Annotated in this window: 14 protein-coding genes and 1 tRNA gene; 4 read left to right on the top strand and 11 right to left on the bottom strand. The window is 62.1% G+C overall.

Annotated features, from left to right (window positions below; all coding sequences use genetic code 11):
* Window positions 1-118: 118 nt before the first annotated feature.
* From rpoB to E8Q41_RS00595, 11 genes are all read right to left on the bottom strand, one after another.
* Window positions 119-4,255, bottom strand: a complete 4,137-nt coding sequence (gene rpoB / locus E8Q41_RS00645; protein WP_137153560.1) for a DNA-directed RNA polymerase subunit beta — start codon at window positions 4,253-4,255, stop codon at window positions 119-121.
* Between the two features lie 193 nt (window positions 4,256-4,448).
* A complete protein-coding gene (gene rplL, locus E8Q41_RS00640; RefSeq protein ID WP_137153559.1) occupies window positions 4,449-4,820 on the bottom strand; it encodes a 50S ribosomal protein L7/L12 in 372 nt (123 codons plus the stop codon).
* 59 nt (window positions 4,821-4,879) lie between these two features.
* Complete coding sequence (gene rplJ / locus E8Q41_RS00635; RefSeq protein ID WP_137153694.1) at window positions 4,880-5,398, bottom strand: 50S ribosomal protein L10; 519 nt, start codon at window positions 5,396-5,398, stop codon at window positions 4,880-4,882.
* Window positions 5,399-5,724: 326 nt separating this feature from the next.
* Window positions 5,725-6,420, bottom strand: a complete 696-nt coding sequence (gene rplA / locus E8Q41_RS00630) for a 50S ribosomal protein L1 (RefSeq protein ID WP_137153558.1) — start codon at window positions 6,418-6,420, stop codon at window positions 5,725-5,727.
* 2 nt (window positions 6,421-6,422) lie between these two features.
* Window positions 6,423-6,851, bottom strand: coding sequence for a 50S ribosomal protein L11 (gene rplK / locus E8Q41_RS00625; RefSeq protein WP_137153557.1), 429 nt, complete (start codon window positions 6,849-6,851; stop codon window positions 6,423-6,425).
* Window positions 6,852-7,037: 186 nt separating this feature from the next.
* On the bottom strand, window positions 7,038-7,568 hold the full coding sequence (nusG, locus tag E8Q41_RS00620) for a transcription termination/antitermination protein NusG (protein WP_137153556.1): 531 nt from the start codon (window positions 7,566-7,568) through the stop codon (window positions 7,038-7,040).
* Window positions 7,569-7,586: 18 nt separating this feature from the next.
* Window positions 7,587-7,778, bottom strand: a complete 192-nt coding sequence (gene secE, locus E8Q41_RS00615; RefSeq protein WP_137153555.1) for a preprotein translocase subunit SecE — start codon at window positions 7,776-7,778, stop codon at window positions 7,587-7,589.
* 166 nt (window positions 7,779-7,944) lie between these two features.
* Window positions 7,945-8,020: transfer RNA gene (locus E8Q41_RS00610), tRNA-Trp, on the bottom strand.
* Window positions 8,021-8,238: 218 nt separating this feature from the next.
* A protein-coding gene (prfB, locus tag E8Q41_RS00605; RefSeq protein ID WP_137153554.1) for a peptide chain release factor 2 occupies window positions 8,239-9,370 on the bottom strand; the annotation gives its coding sequence in 2 pieces (ribosomal slippage) (window positions 8,239-9,300 and window positions 9,302-9,370; 1,131 coding nt in all).
* 99 nt (window positions 9,371-9,469) lie between these two features.
* A complete protein-coding gene (locus E8Q41_RS00600) occupies window positions 9,470-11,923 on the bottom strand; it encodes a penicillin-binding protein 1A (RefSeq protein WP_137153553.1) in 2,454 nt (817 codons plus the stop codon).
* Between the two features lie 183 nt (window positions 11,924-12,106).
* The gene (locus E8Q41_RS00595; RefSeq protein ID WP_137153552.1) at window positions 12,107-13,336 is read right to left on the bottom strand and encodes an N-acetylmuramoyl-L-alanine amidase; all 1,230 of its coding nucleotides are present in this window, start codon (window positions 13,334-13,336) and stop codon (window positions 12,107-12,109) included.
* Window positions 13,337-14,001: 665 nt separating this feature from the next.
* Between E8Q41_RS00595 and E8Q41_RS00590 the strand changes: the two genes are divergently transcribed.
* The 4 genes from E8Q41_RS00590 to accB all read left to right on the top strand — a co-directional run bounded on the left by E8Q41_RS00590 (window position 14,002) and on the right by accB (window position 18,974).
* Window positions 14,002-16,938 (top strand): Rne/Rng family ribonuclease, encoded by a 2,937-nt coding sequence (locus E8Q41_RS00590; protein ID WP_137153551.1) that lies wholly within the window; start codon window positions 14,002-14,004, stop codon window positions 16,936-16,938.
* 198 nt (window positions 16,939-17,136) lie between these two features.
* Window positions 17,137-17,892, top strand: a complete 756-nt coding sequence (locus E8Q41_RS00585) for a DsbA family protein (protein WP_137153550.1) — start codon at window positions 17,137-17,139, stop codon at window positions 17,890-17,892.
* A gap of 141 nt (window positions 17,893-18,033) precedes the next feature.
* Window positions 18,034-18,471 carry a type II 3-dehydroquinate dehydratase gene (gene aroQ, locus E8Q41_RS00580; protein WP_137153549.1) on the top strand — a complete coding sequence of 146 codons (438 nt, stop codon included), beginning with the start codon at window positions 18,034-18,036 and terminating at the stop codon, window positions 18,469-18,471.
* A gap of 20 nt (window positions 18,472-18,491) precedes the next feature.
* A complete protein-coding gene (gene accB, locus E8Q41_RS00575; protein WP_137153548.1) occupies window positions 18,492-18,974 on the top strand; it encodes an acetyl-CoA carboxylase biotin carboxyl carrier protein in 483 nt (160 codons plus the stop codon).
* Window positions 18,975-18,979 lie beyond the last annotated feature (5 nt).

The raw sequence follows: 18,979 nt of genomic DNA, 5'->3' as shown, positions 1-18,979 counted from the left end.
GAAAACCGCGGCCTGCGCCGCGCTCCACACCCTCGTCCGACTCAACGCTATGACATGCGAAACGGACCAAAGCGTGACGCCGCGCGCGGGTTATGTCCCGCGCGCGGCCGATAGGATTTTACTCCGCAGCGTCCGGAAGCTCGCCGGCGGCGTCTTCGACCACCGAGTTTTCGAGCTCCACCGACAGGCCGAGCGAGCGCATTTCCTTGACGAGAACGTTGAAGCTCTCCGGAATGCCCGCTTCGAACGTGTCGTCTCCGCGCACGATCGCTTCATACACCTTGGTGCGGCCGGCCACATCGTCCGACTTCACCGTCAGCATTTCCTGCAGGGTGTAGGCGGCGCCGTAGGCTTCCAGAGCCCAGACTTCCATTTCCCCGAAGCGCTGACCGCCGAACTGCGCCTTGCCACCGAGCGGCTGCTGGGTGACGAGCGAGTAAGGACCGATCGAACGGGCGTGGATCTTGTCGTCCACAAGGTGGTTCAGCTTCAGCATGTAGATGTAGCCGACGGTGACCGGACGGTCGAAGGGTTCGCCCGTACGACCATCATAGAGCTGCGACTGGCCGGTCTCGGAAAGACCCGCTTCCTTCAGCATCACGTTGATGTCGGCCTCATGCGCGCCGTCGAACACCGGAGTGGCGATGGACACGCCCTTCTTGGACTGTTCGGCGAGACGCACCAGCGACTCGTCGTCGAGATCCTTGACGGGCTCCGCCTTCGGGCCCTGGCCCATCAGCTGGTCCATGGTGATCCGCAGCGGCTCGATATTGCCGCCTTCGCGATAGGCCTCGATCATCGCGCCGATCTTCTTGCCCATACCGGCGCAAGCCCAGCCGAGATGGGTTTCGAGGATCTGGCCGACATTCATGCGCGACGGCACGCCGAGCGGGTTCAGCACCACGTCGACGGACGTGCCGTCTTCGAGGAACGGCATGTCTTCGACCGGAACGATGCGGGACACGACGCCCTTGTTGCCGTGACGGCCGGCCATCTTGTCGCCCGGCTGGATCTTGCGCTTCACAGCGACGAAGACCTTGACCATCTTCATGACGCCCGGGGGCATTTCATCGCCGCGCTGGACCTTCTCGACCTTGTCCATGAAGCGCTGTTCGAGCAGCGACTTGGAATGGTCGTACTGGCCGCGGAGCGCTTCGAGCTCGCTCTGCACCTTTTCGTCTTCGACGGCGAACATCCACCACTGCGAACGCGGATATTCCGCGATAAGGGCGTGGGTAAGCTCGGTGCCCTTCTTGAAGCTCTTCGGGCCGGCGATCGCCACATGGCCCTTCAGCATCTCGATCAGGCGGCCATAGACGTTGCGGTCCAGAATGGCCTGCTCGTCGTCGCGGTCCTTGGCGAGGCGTTCGATTTCCTCACGCTCGATCGCCATGGCGCGTTCGTCCTTTTCGACGCCATGACGGTTGAACACACGCACTTCGACGACGGTGCCGTAGGTGCCCGGAGGCATGCGCATGGACGTGTCGCGAACGTCGGAGGCCTTTTCACCGAAGATGGCGCGCAGGAGCTTTTCTTCCGGCGTCATCGGGCTTTCGCCCTTCGGGGTGATCTTGCCGACCAGGATGTCGCCCGGCTGAACTTCGGCGCCGATATAGACGATGCCGGCTTCGTCGAGATTCTTCAGCGCTTCTTCCGACACGTTCGGAATGTCGCGGGTGATTTCTTCCGGACCAAGCTTCGTGTCGCGCGCCATCACTTCGAATTCCTCGATGTGGATGGAGGTGAACACGTCGTCCGACACGATGCGCTCGGAGAGCAGGATCGAGTCTTCGTAGTTGTAGCCGTTCCAGGGCATGAACGCGACGAGCGCGTTGCGGCCGAGCGCCAGATCGCCGAGATCCGTCGACGGGCCGTCGGCGATGATGTCGCCGCGGTTGACCACGTCACCCACGGTGACCAGCGGACGCTGGTTGACGCAGGTGTTCTGGTTCGAACGCTGGAACTTCTGCAGACGGTAGATATCGACGCCGGACTTGGAGGCGTCGAGGCCTTCCGTGGCGCGGATAACGATACGCGTCGCATCGACCTGGTCGACCACGCCGGCGCGGCGGGCGCCGATGGCGGCGCCGGAGTCGCGGGCGACGATCGGCTCCATGCCGGTGCCGACGAACGGCGCTTCGGCGCGCAGCAGCGGCACGGCCTGACGCTGCATGTTCGAGCCCATGAGAGCGCGGTTGGCGTCGTCGTTTTCAAGGAACGGAATGAGCGCGGCGGCGACCGAGACGACCTGCTTGGGCGAAACGTCCATCAGGTTCATCGTGTCGCGCGGCGCGAGCATCACGTCGCCGGCGTGGCGGCAGACGACGAATTCTTCCGAGAAGGACTGGTCGTCGTTCAGCACCGAGTTCGCCTGGGCGATGTAGTACTTCGCTTCTTCCATGGCCGAGAGATAGATCACGTCGCTGGTGACCTTGCCGTCGACGATCTTGCGGTACGGGCTTTCGATGAAGCCGTATTTGTTGACCCGGGCGAAGGTTGCGAGCGAGTTGATCAGACCGATGTTCGGGCCTTCCGGCGTTTCGATCGGGCAGATGCGGCCATAGTGCGTCGGATGCACGTCGCGGACTTCGAAGCCGGCGCGTTCGCGCGTCAGACCACCCGGGCCGAGCGCCGAAAGGCGACGCTTGTGGGTGATTTCCGACAGCGGATTCACCTGGTCCATGAACTGGCTGAGCTGCGAGGAGCCGAAGAATTCGCGGACGGCCGCGGCGGCCGGCTTGGCGTTGATCAGATCCTGCGGCATGACCGTGTCGATCTCGATCGAGGACATGCGTTCCTTGATCGCGCGCTCCATGCGGAGCAGGCCGAGACGGTACTGATTTTCCATCAGTTCGCCGACCGAACGGACGCGGCGGTTGCCGAGGTTGTCGATGTCGTCGATTTCGCCCTTGCCGTCGCGCAGGTCGACCAGCATCTTCACCACGGCGAGGATGTCGTCCTTGCGCAGAACGCGCACGGTGTCGGCCACGTCGAGGTCGAGACGCATGTTCATCTTCACGCGGCCAACGGCCGAGAGATCGTAACGCTCGGCGTCGAAGAACAGCGACTGGAACATGGCTTCGGCCGATTCCATGGTCGGCGGTTCACCCGGACGCATGACGCGGTAGATGTCGAACAGGGCGTCCTGGCGGTTCTGGTTCTTGTCGACATGCAGCGTGTTGCGGATATAGGCGCCCACGTTGATATGGTCGATGTCGAGAACCGGGATCTCGTCGAAGCCGGTGTCGAGCAGAACAGGCAGGGTCTTTTCGTCGATTTCGTCGCCGGCTTCGAGATAGATCTCGCCGGTGTTCGGATTGACGATGTCTTCCGCCAGATAGTTGCCGTACAGGTCGTCGTCGGAGGCGCGGAGGGCCTTGAGGCCCTTTTCCGTCAGCTGGCGGAGCAGACGCGGGGTCAGCTTCTTGCCGGCTTCAACCACCACTTCGCCGGTGTCGGCGTCGATGAGGTCGGACAACACCTTCTGGCCCTTCAGCGTATCGGGCTGGAACGGCACGCGCCATCCCTTGCCGTCGCGCTGGTAAAGCGACTGGGTGTAGAAGGTCGACAGGATGTCTTCGCCATCCATGCCGAGCGCCATGAGCAGCGACGACACGGGGATCTTGCGGCGGCGGTCGATGCGCGCATAGACGATGTCCTTGGCGTCGAACTCGATGTCGAGCCAGGAGCCGCGATAGGGGATCACGCGGGCGGCGAACAGGAGCTTGCCAGAAGAATGGCTCTTGCCCTTGTCATGATCGAAGAACACGCCCGGCGAACGGTGCATCTGGGAAACGATGACGCGCTCGGTGCCGTTGACGATGAAGGTGCCGTTGTTGGTCATGAGCGGCATGTCGCCCATGTAGACGGACTGTTCCTTGATGTCCTTGATCGACTTGGAGCCGGTGTCCTCGTCGATATCGAACACGATCAGGCGCAGCGTCACCTTGAGCGGCGCAGCATAGGTCAGATCGCGCTGACGGCATTCATCCACGTCAAACTTCGGCGGTTCGAATTCGTAGGACACGAATTCGAGCATAGCCGCGCCGGAAAAATCGGTGATCGGGAACACGGACTTGAAAACAGCGTTTAGTCCCTCGTCGGGACGTCCGCCTTCAGGTTCTTCCACCATCAGGAACTGGTCGTAGGACGCCTTCTGAACCTCGATGAGGTTCGGCATCTCCGCCACTTCCGGGATCTTTCCGAAAAACTTGCGTACGCGCCTACGACCATTGAAAGACAGGGTCTGAGCCATCGTCGCTCCTTATCGCTTATAGCATTCGGGCCTGCAACAGACGGAGGGCCGCTGGCCACACGGCTCCGTCATATATCGGGGAACTCTAATCTTTAGAACCCAATACCCAAAAGCCTGGTCCAGGCTTTTGGGTAACAGGTTCACAGCAACGGGAAAGAGAGCGGCTCGCAAAAGCCGCTCTCCACCGTCTGAATTACTTCAGCTCGATCTTGGCGCCAGCCGCTTCGAGCTTCTTCTTCAGGTCTTCGGCTTCAGCCTTGGACACGGCTTCCTTGACGGGCTTCGGAGCGCCGTCGACCAGGTCCTTGGCTTCCTTGAGGCCCAGGCCGGTGATGGCGCGGACTTCCTTGATGACGTTGATCTTGTTCGCGCCGGCGTCGGCGAGGATCACGTCGAACTCGGTCTTTTCTTCGACAGCAGCGGCCGGAGCAGCGGCAGCGGCGGCGACAGCCACCGGAGCAGCGGCGGAAACGCCCCACTTTTCTTCGAGAAGCTTGGAGAGTTCGGCGGCTTCCAGGACGGTCAGGGCCGAGAGGTCTTCAACGATCTTTGCGAGATCAGCCATTTTTGTATTCCTTATTTAGGTTCGATCTTGGTTGGTTCAAGTGACAGCGAAGTACCGCCTTATGCGGCTTCGCTCTTCTCGGCATATGCGTTGAAAACGCGGGCCAGCTGGCCGGCCGGGGCCTGAAGAACGCCAGCGATGCGGGTGGCCGGGGTCTGAATCATACCCACAAGCTTCGCACGCAGTTCATCAAGCGACGGCAGGGTCGCAAGCGCCTTGACGCCTTCAGCGTTCAGCGCAGTCGCGCCCATCGCACCGCCAATGATGACCAGCTTGTCGTTGGTCTTGGCGAATTCGGACGCGATCTTCGGAGCCACGATCGGATCTTCGCTGAAGCAAATCAGCGTTTGACCCTTGAACAGATCACCGATCTGTTCGGACTCAGTGCCTTGAAGAGCGATCTTGGCCAGGCGGTTCTTCGCGACCTTTACGGTGCCGCCGGCAGCGCGCATTTTCGAACGAAGATCGTTCATCTGCGCGACCGTGACGCCGGAATAGCTCGCCACGACGACTGAGCCCGAAGCCTTGAAGACTCCGTTCAGTTCGGAGACGAATTCGCGTTTTTCCGCTCTATCCACTGTCTCACTCCAGTAGGTGACGCCGCGAGAATGCAGAGTCACCGGGTTGCCTTTTGCCGCATGGGAGCGATCCCAAGCGACGCTTGAGGATCCTGTCCCCTCGCGCGCATCCCCTTGAGGATACAGCACAAGGCATCCAAGGTTCGAACCGTTCTTTGCGGACATTCATCCGCGGAAACCGGATCTTACCCGTCTCATGCAGGCCAATTGATTAAGGTAGGCCCACCTGCAATCTCGGACAGGAACTTTGCCGGCGAACCGGCAATTTCCAGCCCGAAGGCTGGAAACCATGCTCGGCGCCCGTTTGAGCGGGCGCCGGAATTCTATCAGGCGGTCAGCGACGACGGATCGACCTTGACGCCAGCGCCCTGGGTCGAGGAGATCGCAATCTTCTTGACATAGTTGCCCTTGGCGCCGGCCGGCTTGGCCTTGACCACGGCGTCAGCGAAGGCCTTGATGTTCTCTTCGAGCGCCTTGGCGTCGAAGGAAGCCTTGCCAACGCCGGCATGCACGATGCCAGCCTTTTCGACGCGGAACTCGACAGCGCCGCCCTTGGACGCCTTGACGGCGCCGGCGACGTCGACGGTCACGGTGCCGACCTTCGGGTTCGGCATCATGCCGCGCGGACCGAGAACCTTGCCGAGACGGCCGACGAGCGGCATCATGTCGGGGGTCGCGATGCAGCGATCGAAATCGATCTTGCCGCCCATGACGGTTTCGAGCAGGTCTTCCGCGCCGACGATGTCGGCACCGGCGGCCTTGGCTTCGTCAGCCTTGGCTCCGCGAGCGAAGACGGCGACGCGGACATTCTTGCCTGTGCCGTTCGGCAGGTTGACCACGCCGCGGACCATCTGGTCGGCATGGCGCGGGTCAACGCCGAGATTCATCGAAATTTCGATGGTTTCGTCGAACTTGGCGACGGCGCGTTCCTTGACCATGGAGATGGCTTCGGAAACGACATAGGCCTTGTTCGGGTCGATGCCTTCGGAAATCTTCTGCAGACGCTTTGCAAGCTTCGCCATCATCAGCCCTCCACTACCAGGCCCATGGCGCGGGCGGAGCCCTCGATCATGCGCATCGCGCCGTCGATATCGGCGGCGTTCAGATCCTTCATCTTGGCTTCGGCGATCTTGCGCACCTGCTCGGAGGTGATCGAACCGGCCTTGGCCTTACCCGGGGTCTTGGAGCCCGAGGTGATCTTGGCTTCCTTCTTGAGGAAGTAAGACACCGGCGGCTGCTTCATCGCGTAGGTGAAGGACTTGTCCTGGTAATAGGTGATGACGACCGGGATCGGCATACCCTTTTCCATTTCCTGCGTAGCCGCGTTGAACGACTTGCAGAATTCCATGATGTTAATGCCGCGCTGACCGAGCGCAGGACCAATCGGCGGCGACGGATTCGCCGAGCCGGCCTTGACCTGCAGCTTGAGCTGGCCTGCAACTTTCTTAGCCATTTCTCTGCCTTTTTCACACAAGGTTCAGATCGACATGCGATCATGAACCGACTGAAGCCGGTTGCCCGGCCTGTTTGCCGCGTCCCGAGGGATGCGGCGGCTGCGGTTGCGTGGTGCGGCGCTTGGATGGATCCGGCTAGAGATCCGCGCCTTCCACGCGAGACGCCGGGAGCCCGGCGTCGAAGATCAGACCTTTTCGACCTGACCGTATTCGAGCTCGACCGGAGTGGCGCGCCCGAAAATAGAGACTTCCACCTTGAGGCGGGAGCGTTCTTCGTCGACATCCTGAACGATGCCATTGAAGGAAGCGAAGGGACCGTCCGCAACCCGTACCTGCTCGCCGATCTCGAACGAGACGGTGGGCTTGGGATGCTCGACGCCGTCCTGCACCTGGCTGAGGATGCGGTCGGCTTCGGAGTCCGGGATCGGAACCGGCTTGGACTCGGAGCCCAGGAAGCCGGTGACCTTCGGCGTATTCTTGATGAGGTGGTAGGCTTCGTCGGTGAGGTTCGCGCGAACCATCACATAGCCCGGGAAGAACTTGCGCTCGGAATCGACCTTGCGGCCGCGGCGCACTTCAACCACCTTCTCGGTCGGAACCACGATCTTCTCGAACAGATGGCTCAAGCCCTTCTGGCGAGCCTTGTCCTCGATCGATTCAGCGACCTTCTTCTCGAAATTCGAATATGCGTGAACAATGTACCAGCGCGCAGCCATCAGTAATCTCCGAACCGATCAGCCGAGGATGAGGCTGATGGCGTAGCCCATCAGCCAGTCGGCGGCAAAGAAGAACACAGCGGCGACGCCGGCCATGATGAACACCATCATGGTCGAGATCAACGTTTCGCGCCGCGTGGGCCAAGTAACTTTCGACGTCTCGGAGCGGACCTGCTGCAGAAACGTGAATGGATTGGTTTTCGATGCCATTGACTGCTCACGCCATTTCGGCGCGTAAAGCCGGTTTTCCAGCCCCACGCGCCGCGTGTCTGTTTGAACCCTACATAACCGCCGATTCCCTTTTTCACAAGAGGGAAAATACGGTCGCTTCCGCATTCTTAAATTGCGTTAACGCTTTCATGAATACGGTGGAAACTGGCAGGGGCAGAGGGGCTCGAACCCCCGGCCTACGGTTTTGGAGACCGTCGCTCTACCAACTGAGCTATACCCCTATCGCCCGTAACGTCGTTCGCTCTACAAGCGCCCTTCGTTGCGGACAGCGGCTAGTTATTCAATCCGCTCTGAAAAGACAAGAGTTTTTTTGCAGATCAGGATCAGCAATTCACAGAGGCCTCTCGCATGCCCTGGTCTTTCAGCGCTTTGCGCCAAAGGAAAAGCCCGGGCGCATGTCTGCGGCCCGGGCCTTGTTCCTGATCTCCGATCGGATCGATCAGCCGATGTCGTCGACCACGGCGTTGCCCTTGCCGCTGATGCGATGGGCGAGCGCGGCTTCCATGAACGGGCTGATCGCCCCGTCGAGCACGTCCGACGGCGCCGAGCTTTCGACGCCGGTGCGCAGGTCCTTCACCATCTGGTAGGGCTGCAGCACATAAGAGCGAATCTGGTGGCCCCAGCCGATATCGGTCTTGGACGCCGCCTCGGCATTGGCCGCCGCTTCGCGCTTTTCGAGTTCGACTTCATAGAGTCGCGACCGCAGCATGTCCCAGGCCTTGGCCTTGTTCTTGTGCTGCGAGCGCTCCTGCTGGCAGGCCACCGCGATTCCCGAGGGAATATGGGTGATGCGCACAGCCGAATCGGTAGTGTTGATGTGCTGTCCGCCCGAGCCGGAGGCGCGGTAGGTGTCGATGCGGCAATCGCTCTCGTTGATCTCGATGTTGATCGAATCGTCGACCACCGGATAGACCCAGACCGACGAGAACGAGGTGTGGCGGCGCGCGTTCGAATCATAAGGAGAGATTCGCACGAGCCGGTGCACGCCCGATTCGGTCTTCAGCCAGCCATAGGCGTTGTGGCCCTTGACGAGAATCGTCGCGGACTTGATGCCGGCTTCTTCGCCGTCATGCATTTCCAGCACTTCGACCTTGAAGCCCTGGCGCTCCGCCCAGCGGGTATACATGCGCAACAGCATGTTGGCCCAGTCCTGGCTTTCGGTGCCGCCGGCGCCGGAATGGACTTCGAGATAGGTGTCGTTGCCGTCGGCTTCGCCCGAGAGCATCGCCTCGACCTGGCGCCGATTGGCTTCGGCGAGCATCTCCTTGAGAGACGCTTCCGCCACCAGCACGATTTCCTGATCGTCCTCCATCTCGCCGAGCTCGATGAGGTCGATATTCTCCTGCAGGTTCGCCTCGAATTTTCGAACGCTGCTGATGCTGTCGTCCAGCTGCTGGCGCTCGCGCATCAGCTTCTGGGCTTCCGAGGGGTCGTTCCAGAGATTGGGATCTTCGGCCTTGTTGTTCAGCCAATCCAGACGTCTTACAGCCTGATCCCAGTCAAAGATGCCTCCTCAGCAGGCTTATGGCCTGCTTGATTTCGTCGATGACATTGATTGTTTCATTGCGCATGTGCGGATGTCTTCCTTCCCACGAATTGAGCGGCTGTGCTTTAGAGCGCGCGGCGGGCCTTGTAAACCCGCCTCGCCCGTCGCCTGACGACGTCCCTGCTCAGAAAAGCCCGCCCGAACCGTTGACGATAGCGTCCTTGGCCTGCTGCGACGAATTGAGGATCTGCTCGGGCGAAGCGTAACCTTCGGCGCCGATGACGGAATAGACGTCGGCGGGGCCCGTGCCGGGCTTGAACGCCTCGACGATGCGGTCAGGATCGCCTTCCGCCGCCATCATGCCGGTCTTGCGGTTGACCGGGATCAGCTTCATGCCTTCGGGCATGATGAACTTTTCCGGCTTGTGGCCCTTCAGCGCCGCCTGCATGAATTCGTTGAACAAGGGCGCGGACAAAGAGCCGCCGGTGCCGCCGCGGCCCATCGGCTTGGGATCGTCGAAGCCCATATAGACGCCGGCGACGAGATTGGGCGTGTAGCCCACGAACCAGGCGTCCTTCTCGTCATTGGTCGTGCCGGTCTTGCCGGCGACGTCGCTCTCGAGCTTGATCTTGCCGGCGGCGGTGCCGCGCTGGACGACACCCTGCATGATCGAGGTGATCTGATAGGCGGTCATCGGGTCGAGCACCTGCTCGCGATTGTCCACCACTTCAGGCTCGTTCTGGCCGTCCCATTCCGGGGCGTTGCAGGTCATGCAGACCCGTTCCTCATGCTTGAAGATGGTCTTGCCGTAACGGTCCTGCACGCGGTCGATCAGCGTCGGCTTGATCTGCTTGCCGCCATTGGCGAGCACCGAATAGGCCGACACCATTCTCAGCACGGTCGTCTCGCCTGAGCCGAGCGACATCGATAGCACCGGGTTCATCTTGTCATAGATGCCGAAGCGCTCGGCATATTCGGCGACGAGATTCATGCCCATGTCGTTGGCGAGGCGCACCGTCATCAGGTTGCGCGACTTTTCGATGCCGAGGCGCAGCGTCGACGGACCGGCCGAGCCGCCGCCATAGTTCTGCGGCCGCCAGACCTGGCCGCCCGAAACGATCTCGATCGGCGCGTCGAGAATGACCGAAGCCGGCGTATAGCCGTTGTCGAGCGCCGCCGCGTAGACGAAGGGCTTGAAGGACGAGCCGGGCTGGCGCATCGCCTGGGTGGCGCGGTTGAACTCGGACTGGGCGAAGGAGAAACCGCCGGCCATGGCGAGCACGCGGCCGGTATTGGGGTCCATCGCCACGAAGCCGCCCTGCACCTTCGGCGTCTGGCGCAGACGATAGGCGCCGCCCTGGCTGTCGAGCGGTTCGACATAGACGACGTCGCCGGTGTTCAGCACGCCGGTGGGGTTTTTGGCGGCGGCGCGGTCGCCATTGGCGGAGCGATAGGCCCAGCGCATGTCTTCGGCGGCGATGCGGCCGGTCTTGCGCGCCTCCTCGATGCGTCCGGCGGCGTCGACCTCGGGACGGATGCCGATATCGACGCCCGATTTGTCGGCGGCGAGAACCACGGCCAGCTTCCATTCCGGCACGTCGCGCAGCGGGGTGATCTTCGACAGCGGCACGCCCCAGTCGGCGCCGATCTCGATCCTGTCGACAAGACCGTGGAAGCCGCGAACCTGGTCGTAGGCAATCAGACCGTCCTGCAGCGCCCTGCGGGCGAAGAGCTGCATGGCGGGATCGAGCGAGGTGCGCACCGACAGGCCGCCTTCATAGAGAGCGTCCTTGCCGTATTTCTCGATCAGCTGACGACGGACTTCGCTGGCGAAATAGTCGGAGGCGAACAGATAGCTGTTGGTCTTCTGCGCGCTGACGCCGAGATCCTCTTTCTTGGCCGCCTCGCCGTCTTCGCGCGAGACATAGCCGTTCTCGACCATACGATCGATCACCCAGTTGCGGCGCTCGATGGCGGCGTCGCGCTTGCGGAACGGATGATAGTTGGCCGGACCTTTCGGAAGGGCCGCGAGATAGGCGGCCTGCGCGATCGTCAGTTCGGTGACCGGCTTGTCGAAATAGGTCAGCGCCGCGCTCGCCAGACCATAGGAGTTCATCCCGAAGAAGATTTCGTTGAGATAGAGTTCAAGAATCTTGTCCTTGGAATAGGCCTGCTCGATGCGGAAGGCGAGAATCGCTTCCTTGACCTTGCGGTCGATCGTCTGGTCCGCGCTCAGGAGGAAATTCTTGGCGACCTGCTGGGTGATGGTCGAGGCGCCCATCGGACGGCGGCCGGAGCCGACATTCTGAATATTGACGGCGATGGCGCGCAACAGGCCTTGAAAATCGACCCCCGCATGCTGGTAGAAATTCTTGTCTTCGGCGGAGAGGAACGCGGCCTTGACGCGGTCGGGAATGGCCTGGATCGGCAGGAACAGCCGGCGTTCATGCGCGTATTCGGCGATCAGCGCGCCATTGTCCGCATGCACGCGGGTGGTCACCGGCGGCTGGTAATTGGCGAGCACTTCGTAGTCGGGCAGATCCCGGGTCACTTCGTCGAGATAGAGAGACACCACCATCGCCGCCGCGAGGAACAGCATCGTTCCCAAGCCGAAGAAATAGCCGATAAGTCTGATCATGGAATTCTTTCCGCGCATTGATCGACCGCCGACCGCGCGACGCGCCGGGACCTGTTTTACCCGATGCGCGCCATCGGCGCCAGCATCGGCTCTTACAGTCGTGAATGTGAGGAAAATAGGGCTCCGCCGCTATTCCGGGCCTCTGCGGCCGCCCACACACAGATTTTTGCGACGGACTGCGCCTTATCCGCCACGCAAAACGCCGTTCGCCTTGAAATAGGCGACGGCGCCGTCGGCGATGAGGCCCGCGACCTTGTCGCGCCAGGCCTTGCTGGTGAGCAGCTTTTCGTCGTCAGCATTGGAGAGAAAGCCGAGCTCCAGCAGAATCGACGGCACGTCCGGCGCCTGCAGCACGCGGAATCCCGCATGCCGGAGCGGATTGTTGATCAGCTCGATCTGGCCTTCGAAGGACTTCACCACATGTTCGGCGAGCTGGATCGAAAAGGCCTGCGTCTCCCGCCGCGTCAGATCGATCAGGATGTCGGCCACCTCTTCCGGCTCGTCCCTGACCTCGATGCCGGCAATGTCGTCGGAGAGGTTCTCGCGCTCGGCGAGGCTTTCGGCCAGCTTGTCGGAGGCGCGATCGGAGATGGTGTAGACGGTGGCGCCGCGAATGCCTTTCTGGCGAAGCGTGTCGGCATGCAGCGAGATGAACAGCCGCGCCTTGCCCTGGCGCGCGATCGTCACCCGCTCCGGCAGCGAGACGAACGTGTCGTCGCTGCGGGTGAGAAAGGCGCGAAAGCCGGGCTTGGCGTTAAGCTTGTCGGCGAGCGTCTTGGCGAAGGACAGCGTCACGTCCTTCTCGAACGTCTTGCCTGACGCGCCGAGCGCGCCGGTGTCGATGCCGCCATGACCGGCGTCGATGGCGATGATGATGTCCGAGGTCTCCGGCGCCGCCTGCGATTGATCGGGGGCGACGCGCGGGGTCTTGCCGCCGGCGACGCGCTCGCGGTCCCAACTCTGGTTCTTGACGAGGGCGGCAAACTCCTCGGCGCTGGTCATTTCGGTGTCCAGGACGAGGCGATAGCCCTTGCCGGGCTCGTTTTCCCGGGCTTCGGCCAGCACCGCCTTGAACGGTCGCTTGGCCGTCAGCACGAGACGCGAGGAGCCGAGCCCCATGCGGCCATAGCGGATATCGGTGAACAGGCCTTTCGGGGCGAGATCGCTGTCTCCGAAGCCGAACGCGGTCTCGTCGAGATCCACGATCATCCGCGCCGGCGAGGCGGTGTAATGCAGCCTGAACTCCGGCTTGCGGTCGAAATCGATGACGATGCGGGCGCGGGAATCGTCGCCGGCGATCCGGGCGGCGTAAGCGATCAGCGGTTGCGGCGCGGGATCGTCGGCGGCGCCAGCCGCCCCGCATCCGATCAAGAGGCCGATCGCCGCCAGCCATGCCATCAAAAGTCTATGCATGCTTTGTGCCGTCCTGCCTTCGGCGCCCTGCGCCACCTGTCGCAAAATAGGCCTGATTTCTTGACGAAACCCTGATTCGGCCGGCTGAAACATAGATTTTCGCGACCCCGGGCGCCAACACCCAGAAATTGGCTCGCAAGAAAATTCAATGATTTCCGCCAAAGAGTGAATTCGATGGGTCAATAATGTGACGGATTTGCGTCACCCCTTGATATTCGCATGGATAAACCATAGAAGGTATCCGAGTGAATAGTGAAGGCGGGATCGCATTGCCCGGGAGGCTGCCAGGAGGATGGCGCCAGGCCAGGGGCAATATCCGCCGCCGATGCGCATTCACCGAGGCTCTATCCGGTCATGCGACGTATTCGCATGGAATTTTAGGCGGTTGGCCGCCACACGCTCGTGAAGTTCGGGCACATTCATTGGACCGCAAGGTCTTGGGCATAGACATTCTCGCTCGGTAAGACATTGACGCAAGCGATTTCATTCTCGACGGCAACGACAGATCATGCGGCCCAGCCGCGTCTCCGCCGCGCCCTCGCGATCGCGTCACTCCCCACCCGGCGGGACACATTATCCGGCAATCGGCGCGTCTCGCGCCCGGTATCCCCCCGTACTGGCGGACCTTTGCGCCAAAGCCTCGATTGCCGAGGAGTTACAGATACATGGCAGACAAGATGCTTATCGACGCGTCTCACGCTGAGGAGACGCGCGTTGTAGTCGTTCGCGGCAACCGCATTGAAGAATTCGACTTCGAGTCGCAGCATAAGAAGCAGTTGCGGGGCAATATTTACCTCGCCAAGGTCACCCGGGTCGAACCCTCGCTTCAGGCCGCCTTCGTGGATTACGGCGGCAATCGACACGGCTTTCTCGCTTTTGCGGAAATCCACCCCGATTATTACCAAATCCCCCTCGCCGACCGTCAGGCTCTGCTGAGAGCCGAAGCCGAAGAACATCGTCGCGATGACGATTTCGAGCCGGTCGGCCGCGCAGAACCCGCCTCCGCCGATCACGAACCGGCCGCCGGCCTCGAGGAAGCGCCGCAGCCCGACATCGACTCCTGGCAGGGCCGCAGCTTCGAAGCGCAGGTGAAGCCGGACGCGGAAGTCGCGGCAGCCGAGCCTGTCGAAGCAAATGCGGTCGATGCAGCCGAAACCGTCGCTGAAGAAGCTCCGGTTGAAGCCGCAGTCGAAAAGCCCAAGCGCGTCCGCAAGCCCCGCGCCAAGAAGGTGAAGGCTGAGGAAGCGCCCGTCGAAGCCGCCGCCGAAGGCGAACAGGGTTCCTCCGAAGCCTCGGAACCTTCCGATGATGACAAGGGCTCGACGCCCCCGGCCATGGCGATGGTCGCAGATGTCGATTCGATCTCCGAAGACGCCCGCCGTCGTGGCAATGACGATGATGACGACGACGATGACGACATCGACGAAAAGGAAGTCATCGAATCCGTCGGCGCCGAAGACGCGATGGAGGAAGTTCCTGATCGCGTCGTGCGCAAGCCGCGCAAGCAGTACCGCATCCAGGAAGTCATCAAGCGCCGCCAGATCCTGCTCGTGCAGGTCGCCAAGGAAGAGCGCGGCAACAAGGGCGCGGCGCTGACCACCTATCTGTCGCTCGCCGGCCGCTATTCCGTGCTGATGCCGAACACCGCCCGCGGCGGCGGCATTTCCCGCAAGATCACCAGCCCGCAGGACCGCAAGCGCCTCAAGGAAATCGCCCGCGAGCTCGAAGTGCCGCAGGGCATGGGCGTCATCCTGCGCACCGCCGGCGCCAACCGCACCAAGGCCGAGGTCAAGCGCGACTTCGAATATCTGATGCGACTCTGGGAAAACGTCCGCACCAAGACGCTGCAGTCGACCGCGCCGTGCCTCGTCTATGAAGAAGGCTCGCTGATCAAGCGCTCGATCCGCGACCTCTACAACAAGGATATTTCCGAGGTCATCGTCTCGGGCGAAGAAGGCTATCGCGAAGCGAAAGACTTCATGAAGATGCTGATGCCGAGCCATGCCAAGGTGGTTCAGCCCTATCGCGACATTCATCCGATCTTCTCGCGCGCCGGCATCGAAGCCCAGCTCGACCGTATGCTGCAGCCGCAGGTGACGCTGAAGTCGGGCGGCTACATCATCATCAACCAGACCGAAGCGCTCGTCGCCATCGACGTCAACTCCGGCCGGTCGACTCGCGAACATTCGATCGAAGACACCGCGCTCCAGACCAATCTGGAAGCCGCCGAAGAAGTCGCCCGCCAGCTGCGCCTGCGCGACCTTGCCGGTCTCGTGGTGATCGACTTCATCGACATGGAAGAGAAGCGCAACAACCGTCTGGTCGAAAAGCGCCTCAAGGATCATCTGAAGAACGACCGCGCCCGCATCCAGGTCGGCCGCATCTCGCATTTCGGCCTGCTCGAAATGTCGCGCCAGCGCATCCGCGCCTCCGTGCTCGAAAGCACGATGCAGGTCTGCCCGCATTGCAACGGCGCCGGCCTCGTGCGCTCGCAGTCGTCGGTGGCGCTGCATGTGCTGCGCGGCATCGAGGAATTCCTGCTCAAGAGCACGACGCATGACATCATCGTCAAGACGCCGGCCGACACCGCTCTCTATCTGCTCAACCAGAAGCGCGGCACGATCGTCGACTACGAAAACCGCTTCGGCGTCTCGATCACGGTCATGGCCGGCGATGAAGGCGGCGCGCAGCACTTCCTGATCGAACGCGGCGAAGCCGTCGAAAATCCGGTCAAGATCGAACAGCTCATCCACTTCCCGGTCGAGGAAGAGGAAGACGAAGACATCGTCGAGATCGAAGAGGACGAAGCCGAGGTCGAAGAAAGCCCGGCGCAGCCCGCGCCGCAGCAGGCCCGTTCCGACGATCAGTCGAACAAGAAGAAGAAGCGTCGTCGTCGCCGTCGCGGCGGCAAGCGTGACGGCGTCGAAAACGGCGCCGGCGCAAACGGCTCCGACGACAATGGCGACGACGAGGACGACAACGGCGACGCCGATGAAGCGACCAGCGGCGCCGATGACGCCGAAGGCGCAGAGGTTTCGGCCGCTGACGCCGCTTCAGACAGCGACAATCGCAAGCGCCGCCGTCGCGGCAAGCGCGGCGGCCGCCGGATGCGTGAAGGCGAAGTGAACGGTTCCGCCGAGAATGGCGACGGCGAAGCGGGCGATGAGTCGGATGCCGAAGAGGCCTCGACCGACGACGCCACAGCCGTGCAGGAAGGGGCCGAGGCCCCTGCTCCGCGGCCGCGCCGGGCTCGCGCCAACAGGTCAGAAGCCGCAGCCGCTCCGGAAGCCGTGGAAGCGGCAGCCGTCGAAACGATCGCCGAAGCAGCGCCCGAGCCCGCAGCCGCCGAAGTCGCCGCCGCTGCCGAGCCGGTCCCGGCGCCGGCTGAAGAGGTGGTGACGGAAGTCGAAGCGCCGCCCGTCGCCGAAACCGCGGTCGAACAGGACGCGTCGTCCGACGAGAAGAAGGCCCGCGCCAATCGCGGCGAAGCGGCGCTGCAGGCGTCCCAGCCGGTTGTCGTCTCGTCGTCTGGCCAGGAAAAGCCCGAGGACGACGGCAAGCCGAAGAAGGCGGGCTGGTGGCAAAAAAGGGGGTTTCTTTGATGCCCTCATCCGCCTGATCAAAGGCTGATCCTTCAAGACCCGTCTCGGCAGCGAGGCGGGTCTTTGCTTTTGCGGTCCAATATTTTCACGATCCCGAGAGACCGGTCGCACAACCGCCTTTTTCTGTTTCCACGCCCGAATGCCCTGACTATAAACAGCCCACGCCGCCGTAGAGGGCGCTTGAGAGGATGACTGACGATGAAGAGATTGACCTGGGCCGCCGCGCTTCTTTCGCTGGCGACGGCGTTCCAACCCGCGACTGCCGCCGAGAGCTTTACGCCCCAGCAGAAAGACGAGATCGGCGCCATCGTGCGGGAATATCTCCTCGCCCATCCGGACATGCTGGTGGAAATACAGCAGGCGCTGGAAAAGAAGCAGAACGAGGCTCGCCAGGCGCAGGCCAAGGTCGCCGTCGACGCCAACAAGGACCTGATCTTCAACGCGCCCTATGACATCTCGGTCGGCAATCCCCAGGGCAAGGTCACCGTCGTCGAATTCTTCGACTATAATTGCGGCTATTGCCGCCGCGCCATGAAGGATATGGACGCCATCGTGAAGTCCAATCCTGATGTGCGCTTCGTGCTCAAGGAATTCCCAATTCTCGGCCCCGACTCGGTCGCCGCCCACAAGGTCTCCGACGCCTTCCGCATTCTGGCGCCGGAGAAGTATGGCGAATTCCACCGCGAACTCCTGGGCGGCGAGCATGCCGACGAAGCCCGCGCCATCGACGTCGCCAAGAAGCTGGGCGTGACCGAAGAGGCCCTGCGCGCCGAGATGGGCAAGCCCGGTTTCGACGCCCGCGTTCAAGACGCCTACAAGCTGGCGACCGACCTCGGCATCTCCGGCACGCCCTCTTACGTGATCGGCAACGAAGCGATTTTCGGCGCCGTGGGCGTGGACGCGCTTAACCAGAAAATCGCCAATGTCGGCCAGTGCGGCAAGACCGTCTGCTGATTTGTTGCAAAAGCCGGGAAAAGCGAATAAATGGCTTTCCCGGCCGTCCCGCCTGTGTACAAACAGTCTGGCGCCATGCGGCCCTTTCCATGTCACCCTCCCCGGTCTATAGGAGGGGATGCGTGCATGCAGGAAGAATGGATGACCCAGACTGTCTATATTTTGAACGGCCCCAATCTGAACATGCTTGGCAAGCGGGAGCCGGAAATTTATGGCGCCGCCACGCTCGACACCATCGCGGAGGATTGCCGCGAGACGGGCGTGGAACTGGGCTTTTCGGTGGATTTCCGCCAAACCAATCACGAAGGCGTGCTGATCGACTGGCTGCATGAAGCCAATGACAAGGCCGTGGCCGCGCTGATCAATCCCGGCGCCTATGGTCATACGTCGATCGCGCTGCATGACGCGATCCGCGCCATCTCCATCCCGGTGATCGAACTGCATCTGTCGAACATCCATGCGCGGGAGGAATTCCGCCACAAGACATGGACTGCGCCGGCGGTGAAGGGCGTGATCTGCGGCTTCGGGGCGCATTCATATATACTGGCCTTGCAGGCCGCCAGGACGATCGTCACATAACGATAATAGGACATTGAAAAATGGCTGAGAAGAAGACGGGCATTGATCAGGCGCTGATCCGCGATCTGGCCAACATCCTCAAGGATACGGATCTGACCGAGATCGAGGTCGAGCAGGCGGATACGCGCATCCGCGTTTCCCGCAACACCCAGCAGGTGTTCGCCCAGGCCTCCATGCCGGCTTACGCCATGCCCCAAGCCCCTATGGCGGCTCCGGCTGCAGCTGCCCCTGCCGCGGCTGCCGTCGAAGCGGCGCCTGCAGCGCCTTCCGGCTTCACGCTGAGCTCGCCGATGGTCGGCACCTGCTACCATGCGCCGGCGCCCGGCTCCGCGCCCTTCGTGACCGTGGGACAGCAGGTCAAGGAAGGCCAGACCGTGCTGATCATCGAAGCGATGAAGACCATGAACCAGATCCCGGCGCCCCGCTCCGGCAAGATCGCCGCGATCATGGTCGGCGATTCCGCGCCCGTCGAGTTCGGCGAGCCCCTCCTGGTGATCGAATAAGGCGG

This window comes from Rhizobium sp. FKL33 (assembly GCF_005222915.1).
In the GTDB taxonomy this organism is placed as follows: domain Bacteria; phylum Pseudomonadota; class Alphaproteobacteria; order Rhizobiales; family Rhizobiaceae; genus Rhizobium_E.
This window is presented reverse-complemented; position numbering and strand designations above follow the sequence as displayed.